The organism is Nocardia sp. NPDC058633 (genome assembly GCF_042717045.1).
Classification (GTDB): Bacteria; Actinomycetota; Actinomycetes; order Mycobacteriales; family Mycobacteriaceae; genus Nocardia.
This window is the reverse complement of record NZ_JBHXRA010000002.1, coordinates 221,649-234,586: the sequence shown is the minus strand read 5'-3', so window position 1 is coordinate 234,586 and position 12,938 is coordinate 221,649. Positions and strand designations below refer to the sequence as shown.

At 69.2% G+C, this 12,938-nt stretch carries 12 protein-coding genes; 8 read left to right on the top strand and 4 right to left on the bottom strand.

The window, feature by feature from the left end:
• Positions 1 to 80: 80 nt before the first annotated feature.
• Positions 81 to 1,232: an erythromycin esterase family protein gene (locus ACFWUR_RS03185; protein ID WP_378901088.1), complete on the top strand. Its 1,152-nt coding sequence runs from the start codon at positions 81 to 83 to the stop codon at positions 1,230 to 1,232.
• Here ACFWUR_RS03185 and ACFWUR_RS03180 read toward each other — a convergent pair.
• The 3 genes from ACFWUR_RS03180 to ACFWUR_RS03170 all read right to left on the bottom strand — a co-directional run bounded on the left by ACFWUR_RS03180 (position 1,225) and on the right by ACFWUR_RS03170 (position 5,098).
• On the bottom strand, positions 1,225 to 2,061 hold the full coding sequence (locus ACFWUR_RS03180) for an HAD family hydrolase (protein WP_378901086.1): 837 nt from the start codon (positions 2,059 to 2,061) through the stop codon (positions 1,225 to 1,227). The two genes, ACFWUR_RS03185 and ACFWUR_RS03180, sit on opposite strands and share 8 nt — an antisense overlap.
• A gap of 119 nt (positions 2,062 to 2,180) precedes the next feature.
• On the bottom strand, positions 2,181 to 3,560 hold the full coding sequence (locus tag ACFWUR_RS03175; RefSeq protein ID WP_378901563.1) for a metallopeptidase TldD-related protein: 1,380 nt from the start codon (positions 3,558 to 3,560) through the stop codon (positions 2,181 to 2,183).
• A gap of 8 nt (positions 3,561 to 3,568) precedes the next feature.
• The gene (locus tag ACFWUR_RS03170; protein WP_378901084.1) at positions 3,569 to 5,098 is read right to left on the bottom strand and encodes a TldD/PmbA family protein; all 1,530 of its coding nucleotides are present in this window, start codon (positions 5,096 to 5,098) and stop codon (positions 3,569 to 3,571) included.
• A gap of 114 nt (positions 5,099 to 5,212) precedes the next feature.
• Here ACFWUR_RS03170 and ACFWUR_RS03165 point away from each other — a divergent pair, with 114 nt between their 5' ends.
• Positions 5,213 to 5,863: a TetR/AcrR family transcriptional regulator gene (locus ACFWUR_RS03165; RefSeq protein ID WP_378901082.1), complete on the top strand. Its 651-nt coding sequence runs from the start codon at positions 5,213 to 5,215 to the stop codon at positions 5,861 to 5,863.
• On the opposite strand, the gene ACFWUR_RS03160 is transcribed toward ACFWUR_RS03165, so the two are convergent.
• The gene (locus tag ACFWUR_RS03160; protein WP_378901080.1) at positions 5,860 to 6,627 is read right to left on the bottom strand and encodes a TSUP family transporter; all 768 of its coding nucleotides are present in this window, start codon (positions 6,625 to 6,627) and stop codon (positions 5,860 to 5,862) included. The two genes, ACFWUR_RS03165 and ACFWUR_RS03160, sit on opposite strands and share 4 nt — an antisense overlap.
• A 55-nt stretch (positions 6,628 to 6,682) precedes the next feature.
• Between ACFWUR_RS03160 and ACFWUR_RS03155 the strand changes: the two genes are divergently transcribed.
• The 6 genes from ACFWUR_RS03155 (at position 6,683) to lnt (ending at position 12,789) form a co-directional block, all read left to right on the top strand.
• Entirely contained in the window at positions 6,683 to 7,858 is a 1,176-nt protein-coding gene (locus tag ACFWUR_RS03155) for a sensor histidine kinase (protein WP_378901078.1), read from the top strand.
• Between the two features lie 64 nt (positions 7,859 to 7,922).
• Positions 7,923 to 8,582 carry a response regulator gene (locus ACFWUR_RS03150; RefSeq protein WP_378901075.1) on the top strand — a complete coding sequence of 220 codons (660 nt, stop codon included), beginning with the start codon at positions 7,923 to 7,925 and terminating at the stop codon, positions 8,580 to 8,582.
• A 72-nt stretch (positions 8,583 to 8,654) separates the two neighbouring features.
• The gene (locus ACFWUR_RS03145) at positions 8,655 to 9,146 is read left to right on the top strand and encodes an FxsA family protein (protein WP_378901073.1); all 492 of its coding nucleotides are present in this window, start codon (positions 8,655 to 8,657) and stop codon (positions 9,144 to 9,146) included.
• A 59-nt stretch (positions 9,147 to 9,205) separates the two neighbouring features.
• A complete protein-coding gene (locus ACFWUR_RS03140) occupies positions 9,206 to 9,409 on the top strand; it encodes a hypothetical protein (protein WP_378901070.1) in 204 nt (67 codons plus the stop codon).
• A gap of 68 nt (positions 9,410 to 9,477) precedes the next feature.
• Positions 9,478 to 11,070: an amidohydrolase gene (locus tag ACFWUR_RS03135; protein WP_378901067.1), complete on the top strand. Its 1,593-nt coding sequence runs from the start codon at positions 9,478 to 9,480 to the stop codon at positions 11,068 to 11,070.
• A gap of 36 nt (positions 11,071 to 11,106) precedes the next feature.
• Positions 11,107 to 12,789 (top strand): apolipoprotein N-acyltransferase, encoded by a 1,683-nt coding sequence (lnt, locus tag ACFWUR_RS03130; protein ID WP_378901064.1) that lies wholly within the window; start codon positions 11,107 to 11,109, stop codon positions 12,787 to 12,789.
• Positions 12,790 to 12,938 lie beyond the last annotated feature (149 nt).

The window sequence follows — 12,938 nt, the reverse complement described above, 5'->3', positions numbered from 1 at the left end:
GAGTTGATACTTTACGACACATTCGGCGGAGAACTACGGCTCGAGTCTCCACCGTTCTTTCAACGATACGATTGATGGATATGAGTCAGAAAATCAGCGACTTCGTCCGATCCTCCTGTGAACTGCTTGCGCTCGGGGAACCGACGCACAAAGAGCCCGGGTTCGCCGCGGTCCGCAACGAACTGTTCGTCGAATTGGTGGCGAGGGGGTTCCGATCGATCGCCCTCGAAACGGATCGGGTCGCCGCGCTCGCCGTGGACGAATTCGTGCGAGGTGGCCACGGCACCCTCGACGAGGTGATGCGCACAGGCTTCTCCCACGACTTCGGCGAACTCGCCGGCAATCGGGAACTGGTCGTGTGGCTGCGCGACTACAACACCGGCCGGTCGACCGAGGATCAGGTCGGCTTCCACGGATTCGACGCCGCGATGGAAACGATGAGTGCTCCCAGCCCTCGCACCTACCTCGAATTCGCCCGCGACTACCTGGAACTCGACTTCGACATCGCCGGGCCCGCGGGCAGCGACGAGCGATGGAGCCGCAGCGAAGCAGTCCTGGATGCGAAGGTCTCGCCCGGTGAAACCCCCGAGGCCGAGCGGTTGCGCGCGATGGCCGACGACATGCTCACCCTCCTCTACACTCGCGCCCCGGAACGGATCGCGGCCACCTCGCTCGCCGAGTGGCGAAGGGCGGCAATTCATCTCACCGCCGGACTCGGCCTGCTCCGCTATCACCGCCAGGCCGCCGCGCCGACCGAGGACGGTGTGCGTTGGAACAGCTTGGCAGCCTCGCGTGACGCGCTCATGGCCCAGAACCTTCTCGATATCCGCTCCATCGAAGCCCGCCGTGGGCCGACCCTGGTGTACTCGCACAACCTGCACCTACGGCGCAACACCAGCATCATGGAGATGGGGCAGATGGAGCTCGTCTGGTCCGGCGCGGGGGCGATCGTCGGATCGCTGCTGGGGGAGCACTACGGGGTGATCCTCGGCAGCTTGGGACGCAGCGACGGCCTCGAGCTCGCCGAACCCGAACCGGGTACCTTCGAGCACCCGTTGCAGGACCGGTTCGGCACGTGGGGGTTGATCCCCGCGGCAGAACTCGAGCCGGGACACACCCGCACCGATGCCACCCTGGAGCAGGGATACTTTCCGCTCGACGCGGAAACCGTGAACGCGGCCGACACGATCTTGCATCTGAGCGTGGGTCGGGCGTCCACCACTGTCAGCTAGTCGACCCGTGCGGTGACGAACCCACCAATTCCTCCAGATAGGCGGCGACGCCGTCCTCGTCGTTGGTCGGGAGCACCCGGTCGGCGAGCGCGATGACCTCGGGTACCGCGTTGGCCGGAACCAGCGCGGTACCCGCCCACGTCAACATGGCGACATCGTTGAGCGCGTCGCCCGCGGCCGCCACCTGGGACAGGTCGATCCCGTCGAGCGCGCACAACCGGGCAAGGGCGCTGGCCTTGGACACGCCTTCCGCGGCCATCTCCATGTACGCGGCGCCGGAATGGGTCAGTTCCACGCCGGTGATCCCGACCGCCACGGCCTTGCGATACAGCTCCGCACCGGGTAGTTCGGGATGGCGGGCCACGATCTTCACCATCGCCTCGAGACCCGTCGGCAGAGTCTGCGACAACTCCATCTCGTGCGGATGCCGGTGATGATCGCTGAACTTGCACAGCGCGGCATAGGCGGGCTCGGCGACGAACCGGGTGGCGCCGACATTGGCGAACACGACACCCGGAATGAGGCCGCGGATCTGCTCCATCACCGCGCCCGCGGCGCCGTTGTCGATCGAGACGGTGTCGAGGATCTCGGGAGAGCCGTCGGCGAGGTCGAGCAACACAGCGCCGTTGGCGCACACCGCTTTACCGCGGAAACCACACGACCGGGCCAACTCGTGCACCGAATGGCGGGCCCGCGCCGTCGCCCACACCACCTCGATGCCCGCCGCTTGCGCACGTGCCATGGCCGCCGCGGTGCGGGCGGACACGGTGCGGTCGGAGCGCAGCAGGGTGCCGTCGAGGTCGGTGGCGAACATCCGGATGAGAGTCACTCGGCCATGCTGTCATGCACCGTGCCGACAACCGGGCCGGGCGGCTGTGCGGTCGCGGCGTCTGTCCACCTTCGCCGCTGTCCTGCGTGCGGACCGGCGAATGCTTCGTGGCCGCACCACTAGGTCGCTTGGCTCACCGAGGACATGTGGAAGTCGGGGATCCGCAGCGGCGGCATGGCGGTGCGAGTGAACCAGTCTTTCCATTCGCGCGGGAGGGTGATCTCGGTGGCACCGGCCTCCGAGACCCGGCGCAGCAGGTCGAGCGGGCTTTCGTTGAACCGGAAGTTGTTGACCGCGCCGGTCACCTGGCCGTCTTCGACCAGGTAGACACCGTCGCGGGTCAGGCCCGTGAGCAGCAGCGTGGCCGGATCGACCTCACGGATGTACCAGAGGCAGGTGAGCAGCAGGCCGCGTTCGGTGCGGGCGATCATGTCGTCGAGCGAGGCGTCGCCGCCGCCGGTGAGGAGCAGGTTCTCGCCGGGAATCGTTGCGGGGGCGCTGAATTCGGCGGCGGTCGCGCGCGGGTAGACCAGCGATTCGATGACACCGTCGCCGATCCAGTCGACGCGTCGCGCGGACAGGCCGTTGTCGAACACCGACAGTGATTCCGAGGACGACCCCGTCGCTACGAACGGCCGGTATTCCAGGCCGCTCGCGTTCGGGTCGGAGTACAGGGTCAGCGCGATGTCGCTGAGCCGCTCACCGATTCGGGTGCCACCGGCACGGGAGAACGCCGTGTGGCCTTCGTGGGCGCCGCGGCCCTCCATGCTCCACGCCAGGTAGATCATCAGGTCGGCGACCGATGAGGGGGGCAGCAGCGTTTCGTAGCGGCCCGCGGGGAGCTCGATGCGTCGGGTGGACCAATCCAGCCGGCGGGACAGTTCGCCGAGCAGGCCCGGGGTGTCGACGTCGGTGAAATCGGCGGTGCCGACCCCCACCCACGCGCTGGCCAGATCCTTGCCCTCGCCGCGCTTGCCGTTGATCTCCACCGAACCGGTCGGCTGACTGAACCGTCGGCGGATGCCGGTCGAGGTGCCGAGCCAGGTGGTGTGCACCTGATGGTGGGCGAAACCGTAGAGGCGGTCGGTGCCGTCGAAACCGGTCGACAGGTCACGCGCCAATCCGGTGAACACCCCGATCTCGGTGGCGCCGGGCGCCTGGTCCCAAGTCGCGGTGTCGTTGTCGGTGGGTTCGAGCAGCGGCATCGCGTCGCGGGCCGGAGCCGCGGTGCGAGCAGCCTGTTCGCTGGCCCGCACCACGGCCTCGATCTCGGCGGGATCGACGCTGGTGGAGCTGATGGACCCGACCCGCGCGGTGTTCGGGCCGTCGCGGAACACCGAGATCACCGCCCAGTCGCGCGAAATCGACGAGCCGTTGGTGGTCATCGAGTTGCCGGCCCACCGCAGCGACGCCTCGTGCGCGTCGGTGACGATCACGATCGCCTCGTCGGCTCTCGACGCCGCCAGCGCACGCTCGACCACCGCGCCCGCCGGGAACAGACCCTCGTTCACTGACCGCCCTCCGTCCGGGTATTGAGAATGTTGACCCCGCGCACCAGCACAGACGGACAGCCGTGGCTCACCGCCGCCACCTGACCGGGCTGTGCCTTACCGCAGTTGAACGCGCCGCCGAGCTGCCAGGTGCTCGGCCCGCCGATCGCTTCCATCGACCCCCAGAAATCGGTGGTCGTCGCCTGGTAGGCGACATCGCGCAGTTGCCCGTCCAACTCGCCGTTGCGAATCCGGAAGAATCGTTGGCCGGTGAACTGGAAGTTGTAGCGCTGCATATCGATCGACCAGGACTTGTCGCCCATGATGTAGATGCCGTCCTGCACCCGGGAGATCAGGTCGGCGGTGCTGGTGTCGTGGTCGTGGTCGGGCTGCAACGACACGTTCGCCATGCGCTGGATCGGAACGTGGTGCGGCGAATCGGCATACGAGCAACCGTTGGAGCGCTCGAGGCCGAGGCGCGGGGCGAAAACCCGGTCCAGCTGGTAGCCGACCAGGATTCCGTCGCGCACCAGGTCCCACTGCTGGCCCGCTACACCCTCGTCGTCGTAACCGACGGTGCTCAAGCCGTTGACCTGGGTGCGGTCACCGGTGACGTGCATGATCGGCGTGCCGTACCGCAGCGTGCCGAGCTGATCGGGCGTCGCGAACGAGGTTCCCGCATACGCGGATTCGTAGCCGATCGCGCGGTCGTACTCGGTGGCGTGGCCGATGGACTCGTGGATCGTCAACCACAGGTTGGTCGGGTCGATCACCAGATCGGTGGGGCCCGCGACAACACTGGGCGCCTTCACCTTCTCGGCCAGCCAACCGGGAATCCGCGCGAGTTCGCCCGTCCAGTCCCATGTTCGGTCGGCGCCGGTGACGTACTCCCAGCCGCGGCCCGCCGGTGCGGCGAGGGTGCGCATCGTCTCGAACACCCCGGACGCGGAATCGACGGTGACCGCCTCCAACTGTGGGTGCAAGCGCACCCGCTGCTGGGTGATCGACGAACCCGCGGTGTCGGCGTAGTACGTCTGCTCTTTGACCTGCAGGACCGAGGCCGTGACGTGGTCGACACCGTCGGCGGCGGACAGTCGCTCCGAATAGTCCTGCAGCAGCGCCACTTTGTCGGCTGTCGGCACCGCGAACGGGTCGAGGTCGTAGGCCGAGACCCACGAGACGTCGTCGTAGCGTGGTTCGTCGGCGAGTTCGACCCGCTCCCGATTCAGCGAGCGCAACGCCCTCGCCACGGTCACCGCGCGGCGCGCGACCTCGGCGGCGATCTCGGGTGTGAGCGCGGCGTGCGAGGCGAAACCCCAGGTGCCGTCGACGATCACGCGCACCGCCAGGCCCAGCTCGGTGGCGTCGGTGACCGCTTCGACGCGACCGTCGCGCAGCCGGATCGACTGCGTCACCAACCGCTGCACGCGCAGATCGGCATGCTCGGCACCGGCCGCGCGGGCCGCCGACAGCGCGGCCTCGGCCAGGGTGGCGAGACCGAGCCCGCGGAACTCCTCGTCCACATCTCTGGAAGTCGTGGTACTCACCGGTCCCACGCTAACCGGTACCACCGACACATGTGTGCCAGAAGCCCTTCGGCGTGACGCGCGGACTCCGCCTCCTCCCGCGAGCGGTGCCGAAAATGCCGTAGGGTGCCCGCCGTGCCGCCATCTGCCCTGCGCGATCGAAAAAGGGAACGAACCCGACGTGCGATCCTCGTGGCCGCCGTCGAATTGTTCGAGGCCAGAGGCTATGAGGAGACGACCGTTGCCGACATCGCGGCCGACGCCGAGGTCGGAACCCGGACCTTCTTCAACTACTTCGCGAGCAAGGAAGATCTACTCTTCCCCGAGCCCGACGAACGGGTGCGCGCGGCTGTCGCCGCCATCGCCACGCGGCGGCCCGGCGAGCGACCGGTGGAGGTGTTGCTGCGCGCCTTGCGGGCCGCGGGCGACAACCCCGGCGAACACCTCGTCGACGATGTGAGTTCGCGCGTGGCGGCGTTGCGCGCGCGGGTCTCCCGGACCGTCCCCTCGGTGAGCGGTCGCGCCGCGCACGCGCAACTGCTCGCGCAACGCGAGATCGCGCACCAGTTGCACATCGCGTTCCCCCACGAACTCGACGAGGTCGGCGCCGCGGCGCTGGTCGGTGCCGTGGTCGGCGCAGTCTCCGGCGCGTTGACGGTGCTGTTCCAACAGCCCCAGCACGGCGTCGACGACGGTGAACGGCTGCATCGCAAGATCCACGAGACCACCTCGCGGGTCCTGCAGCCCTGGCTCGCCGCCTCCGTGCCACCCGAACCGGTGCACTAGCCGAACTGCTGCCAGCCCAACCGGATCACCATCACGACCACGACGACGAGCAACACGACCCGGACGAACCCGGCGCCCCTGGCCAGCGCCATCCGCGAACCGACCAGGGCGCCGAGCACATTCGCCACCGCCATGGCCGCGCCGAGACCCCACAGGATGTGGCCGGTCGCACCGAGGAACAGCAGCGCGCCCACGTTCGACCCGCAGTTGATCACCTTCGCCATCGCCGCCGCCCGCACGAACTCGGTGCCGAGCAGCGTCGCGAAGGTGATGATCAGGAAGGTGCCGGTGCCCGGGCCGAGCAGGCCGTCGTAGAGGCCGATCAGGCCGGACGCGAGGCCGACCACCAGGATCACCTTGCGCCGCGTCGGCGGATGGGTGGCCATCGTCAGGCCGACCGAGGGGCGCACGGTCACGAACACCGCCACCGCGACGAGCACCACCATCACCAGCGGGATGAACAGGTCGCGGTCGATCAGCGATACCGCCGCCGCGCCGCACGCGGCCGTGATCGCGGCGATCACCGCACCGGGCAGCAGCACCTTCCAATGCATCGGCACCTTGCGCGCGAAGGTCGCCACCGCGGTCGCGGTGCCCGCCAGGGCGGCGAGCTTGTTGGTGCCGAGCGCCGACTGCGGTGTGATGCCGGGGACGACGAGCAACAGTGTCGGCAGAATGATCAGACCGCCGCCGCCGACCACGGCGTCGACCCAGCCCGCCGCCGCCGCGGCCACCAGTAGGACCGCCCAGTCTCCGAGTTGCACCTGTCCAGGCAATCAAGATCACGGCCGGAAAGCCAACCGGGCTACGCTGGGCCCCGTGCGCCGGTTCAGCCTGTGGCTACGCGGACGACCCATCGTCGCCGACTCGATTCTCGCGGGATTGCTCCTGTTCCTCGACGCCCTCGGCGTGGGTGACGAGAACAACAAGGTCGTCTACCTGATCTTCTCGGTGATTCTGCCGCTGCCGCTGATCCTGCGGCGGGTGTACCCGCGGTCGGTGGCGGCGGCGATGCTGGTGTTGTCGTTGCTGAGCACCCTGATCGCCTACCTGATCGACGATCAGGCCGCCGACCACGTCGCGCTGATCGGGCTCGGGGTGATGCTCTACACGCTCGTCGCCTACGTCGGGCGCCGTGAGGGTCTGCTCTACCTCGCCTTCCTCGCGCTCGACATGGTGTTGTCGGTCTCCCTGCTCGACATGCCGTCGGGCGGTGACCTGGCGATGGCCGGGCTCGTCTACGCGCTGTGCTGGACGCTGGCCGAGTTCAACGGCGCCCGGCACGCCTACGACTCCGAGGTCGCGGCCCGGCTCGCGGTCGCCGACTACGACAAGGAACGTCGCGCGCACGACGCGGTCGCCGCCGAACGCACCCGCATCGCCCGCGAACTCCACGATGTGGTCGCGCACGCGGTGAGCGTGATCATCGTGCAGGCCGACGGCGCCAAATACGCCTTGCGCCAAGACCCCGACACCGCCGAACGCGCGCTCGCCACCATCGCCGGCACCGGTCGCGACGCCCTGCGCGAACTGCGTCGCACCGTCGCCCTGCTGCGCACCGAGCACGCACCGGAACTGCTGCCCCAACACGGCAGCGCCGGCATCGCGAAGCTGGCGCAGATGATGCGCGAGGCGGGTCTGGCCGTGGACCTGGAACTGACCGGTGAACTCGACGACATCGCCCCCGAGGTGAGCCTCGGCGTGCACCGCATCGTGCAGGAATCGCTCACCAACACCCTGCGCCACGCGGGGGCGGAGCCGAAGGCGGTGGTCCGGGTACACCGGCGCGACGAGGACATCCTCGTCGAAGTCACCGACAGCGGCGGCGTTCCCGCGCAGATGAGCGCGGTGGCCGAGATTCCCGGCGCGGGGATGGGCCTGGTCGGGATGCGGGAACGGGTCGCGGTGCTCGGCGGCACCATGAGCGCGAGCAGGCTCGACGACGGCCGATGGCGGGTACGGGCCGACCTTCCGTTGCGCACCGAATCGGACTGATCCCGCTGCGGCCCTGCGCGAAACGCGGGGCAACGCCGCGCGACGGTGCCGTTAGGGTGGGGCAATGCCGATCAGCGTGCTCGTGGTGGACGATCAGGAACTCATGCGGATGGGCCTGAAGATGGTGCTCGGCGCGCACCCCGACATCGACGTGATCGGCGAAGCGGGCAACGGGGACGAGGCGGTGCGGCGGGCGAGCGAACTGCGTCCCGATGTGGTGCTGATGGACGTGCGGATGCCGGTTGTCGACGGCGTGACCGCCACCGCGCGGATCGTGGCGGCGGGGGAGGGCGTGCGCGTGCTCGTGATGACCACCTTCGACCTCGACGAACACGCGCTCGGAGCCTTGCGCGCCGGCGCGAGTGGGTTCCTGCTCAAGGACACCCCGCCCGAGGACCTCGTCTCGGCCATCCGCAGCGTCGCCGCCGGTGACGCGGTGGTCTCGCCCAAGGTCACCAAGCGACTGCTGGACCGGCTCGTCGCCGAGGACCCGACGAGTCTGCGCGACCCGAAGATCCTCGATGTGCTCACCGCGCGCGAACGCGAGGTGCTCGAACAGATCGCGGTCGGTCGCTCCAATGCCGAGATCGCCGCCGCGCTGTTCCTGTCGGAGGCGACCGTGAAGACACATGTCGGCCGGGTGCTGACCAAACTCGGCTTGCGTGATCGGGTGCAGGCGGTGGTGCTGGCCTACGAAACCGGACTGGTGCGGCCCGGTGCCTGAGCGCGTCGACCCGCTCGGGAGAAAAATCGAGTGCTCGTGCGTTGAAGGGACAGATCGTCCGAAAGGATCGCCATGACCGCCCTGCTGTTCGTGCTCTACCTCGTCGTCGAGATCGCCGCCCTCATCGGTCTCGCCCAGTTGATCGGTATCGGCTGGGCGCTGGTCGTGCTCGTCGCGGTGTCAGGCGTGGGTCTGGTGTTGCTCGGCCGCCAGGGCAGGCGGGTGTTCGACCGATTCCGCCGGGCCTCGCGCGGTGAGGTGAGCGCCGAGAGCGCGGTCGCCGACGGGGTGATCGTCGCCACCGGATCGGTGCTGCTGTTCGTGCCGGGCCTGGTCACCGGACTCGTCGGCCTGCTCGCGCTGTTCCCGCCGACCCGGGCGCTGCTGCGACCGGCGCTGGAGAAGCTCGGTACCCGACGCTTCGGCCCGCTGCCCTCGTTCGCGCCGTCGCCGTATCGCGGGATGGTCGTCGATGCCGACGGCGATGTGGTCGACGGCACGGTGGTCGGGCAGTGGTACGACGACGGTCACACCACGGGGCCGCGCGCGCTCGGCTCCGCCTGATTCGCGACGGTTCGCACCGACACGCCCGCGCTCGGCGGCGAAGGGTCTACAGTACCGGCATGGCCACCGAGCAGATCACCGTCACGGTGAGCGAGGAACTGGCCGACGCGGTGCGCAGAGCGAGCGCCGCTGCCGGACAGTCGATGTCGGACTTCACCACCGCCGCATGGCGGTTGGAACTGATCGCCGTGGAGGCGGGCGGACGAAATCCCGCCGGGTTCGGCGACGCCGAAGTGCGCGCCGCGCTGTCGCTGCCGACCTGACACTGTCGCCACCGACCTGACGCTGTCCCTGCCGAGGTCGTGATCCGTCGATACGGCAGACTGGCACCGTGAGTACCCAGTTGCTGATCGGCGGTCGTTTCTACAGTTCCAGCTCCCCGGACGCGACCGCGATGGCCGTCACCGACGGCACCGTGGTGTGGCTGGGTGCCGAGGCGCCCGGGCGCGCGATGCACGCCGACGCGGAAATCATCGACCTCGACGGTGCGTTCGTGGCGCCGGCGTTCGTCGACCCGCACGTGCACGTCACCGCGCTGGGGCTGCAATTGAACGGGCTCGACGTCAGTGGCGCCGGATCGCTGGCCGAACTGCTCGCGACGGTGCGCGCGCACGCCGAGCGGCAGCCGGACGGGGTGATCATCGGCGAAGGATGGGACGACACCGCCTGGCCCGAACAGCGCCCGCCGACGGCCGCCGAACTCGACGAGGCCGTCGGTCCGGGCAGGCTGGTCTACCTCGCGCGCGTCGACGCACATTCCGCTGTCGCCTCGTCGGCACTGCTCGACGCGGCGGGTGACCTCGGCGAGGGTTGTCGGCGTGGCGAACTGCTGCGTGCCGACGCCCACCACCGGGTGCGGACCACCGCACTCGCGGAACTCACCCGCGCCCAGCGTGATTCGGCACGCGAGGCGGCCCTCGACGCGGCGGCAGCACACGGCATCGTGGCTGTTCACGAATGCGCGGGCCCCGAGATCTCCGGCCGCGACGACATTCGCGAACTCCTCGATTTCGAACACGGCGTCGGCGTGCGGGCTTACTGGGGTCAGGCCGTACGTACCGCGGAACAGGCCCGCGCGCTGATCGACGAACTCGGCGTACACGCACTCGGTGGCGACTTGTTCGTGGACGGCTCGCTCGGCTCGCATACCGCGTTGCTGCGCGAGCCCTACGCCGACACGGCGGGCTGCGGGCAGGGCTTTCTCGACGAAGACACGGTCACCGCGCATATCCGCGCGTGCACCGAGGCCGGAATCCAGGCGGGTTTCCACGCGATCGGTGACGCCGCGGTGGACACCGTCGTCGCCGGATTCGCCCGTGTCGCAGCCGAACTCGGTGGTCCGGTGATCGCCGCACGCGGGCATCGGGTCGAGCACGCGGAGATGACCGACGCCGCCGCCATCGCCCAACTCGCCGCGTTCGGCGTGATCGCGTCCGTGCAGCCGGGCTTCGACGCCGCCTGGGGCGGACCCGACGGCATGTACGCGCACCGACTCGGCTCCGAGCGCGCCGCCGGGCTCAATCCGTTCTCGGCGATGGCGGCGGCGGGCATCTCCCTCGCCATCGGCTCCGACGCGCCCGTCACCGCCATGAACCCGTGGGAACAGGTGCGCGCGGCCGTTCACCACCGCACCCCCGGTCACGGGCTGTCCCCGCGTGCCGCCTTCGCCGCCGCCACCCGCGGTGCCTGGCGCGCGGGCGGCGTGCGCGACGGTATGGCCGGAACCCTGGTGCCCGGCGCCCCCGCCTCCTACGCCCTCTGGGACGCGGGCGAGCTCGTCGTGGCCGCGGCGGCCGACACCGTCCAGCGCTGGTCCACCGACCCCCGCTCCCGGGTTCCCGGCCTTCCGCGCCTCGATCCCGGCGCCGAACTCCCCACGTGCCTGCGCACCGTGCACAACGGCACCACGATCTACACCGCCTGACCCCGCCGCCAGCGACGAATCACGGAGCGACACACCATGTTCGACCCCGCGACGGGTAACCGCACCGACTCCTCGGCCGAGCCGCCGTCAGCCCCCGCGGTGGATCCCGGTGTGAACCGGCCCGACGCCGCATCCTCTCGGTTCTCCCCGACGGCACTGCGGGTGCTCGCGGCCCTCGCGGGTGGGCTGTTGCTGTTCGGCAGCTTTCCACCCCGTCCGTTCTGGTTCCTCGCGCCGGTGGCCGTCGCCCTGCTCACCCTGGCGGTACGCGGGCCGGGCAAGCTGCGCGGCGGGTTCGGTTACGGGATGCTCGGCGGGCTGGCGTTCTTCGTGCCGCTGCTGCCGTGGACCGGGATCTATGTGGGTCCGGTGCCGTGGCTGGCGCTCTCGACTGCCTGCGCGGTGTTCTTCGGAATGTGGGGTGTGCTCGCCCGGGTGTCGAGCGCGCTGCCGGGGTGGCCCGTGTGGCTCGCGCTGGCGTGGACCGCCACGGAATGGGCGAGGTCGAACGTGCCGTTCGGCGGATTCCCCTGGGGTCGTATCGCATTCGGCCAAGCCGATGGCTGGTACCTACCGCTGGCGGCGTACGGCGGTGCGCCGCTGGTCGGCTTCGGCGTGGCGCTCACCGGCACCGGACTCGCGGCCCTGACGCTGCGCCTGCTCGCCTGGGTGAACACCCCCGCGCCGCGCGCGAACACCCGCGCCGCGCGCACCGGATTTGCCACCGCGGCGGTGGCCGTGGCTATCATGCCCCTGGCCGGAGTGATCCTGCGGCCGACACTGCCCGCCCCGGACGCAGGCATCCGGACGATCACGGTTGCCGCCATCCAGGGCAGTGTGCCGCGGCTCGGGCTCGACTTCAACGCCCAGCGCCGCGCTGTGCTGGACAACCACGTCCGGCGCACCGAGGAGTTGGCCGACGCCGTCACCCGCGGTCAGGCCATGCGGCCCGACATCGTGATCTGGCCCGAGAACTCCTCCGATATAGATCCACTGCGCAATGCCGACGCCGCTGCCGAGATCACCGATGCCTCGGTGAAGATCGGTGCCCCGATCCTGGTCGGCGCAGTCCTGGTGAACGGTGACCGCACGACCACCAACTCGGTGATCGTGTGGAACGGTGCGGCGGGCCCGGGGGAGCGCCACGACAAGAAGATCATCCAGCCGTTCGGCGAATATCTGCCGATGCGGAGTTTCTTCCGTGTGTTCTCTTCCTACGCCGACCGCGCGGGCTATTTCGTGCCGGGTAATGGTGACGGAACGGTCACGGCGGCCGGGATACCGATCGGTGTGGCCACCTGCTATGAGGTCGCGTTCGATCGGGCATTTCGGGAATCCCTCGCCGCCGGCGCCCAATTGCTGACGGTGCCCACCAACAACGCCACCTTCGGCGAGAGCGAGATGACCTACCAGCAGCTGGCCATGTCACGGGTGCGGGCGGTCGAACACGGGCGGGCGCTCGTGGTCTCAGCAACCACCGGCGTGAGTGGCATCATCACCGCAGACGGTGTGCTCAGGCAGCACACCGAGCAGGTCGTCCCCGCCGCGCTGGTGGCCCAGCTACCTTTGCGCGACACGATGACAATCGCTACTCGAATCGGGGCGTGGCCCGAACTCGCTTCCGTTATCCTGACCGCGATTGGTGTTGGATTGCTATTTGTCCGACGTCGCGGAGCGAATCCGACGCAGCCTGTGCGGAGTTCGGACAATTCTGAATAAGCGGTTTGTTTTAACCGGGGGGAAGCGGCATTGAGTTGCTGTTGCAGGGGTGTAATCCGTTGAGCTCGAAATAAATCCACATTGGTAGCCATCCGGCCGCCGTAGTACTCCGAATCATGGGCGTGGATTAGCCACGCCCTGGGCCGACG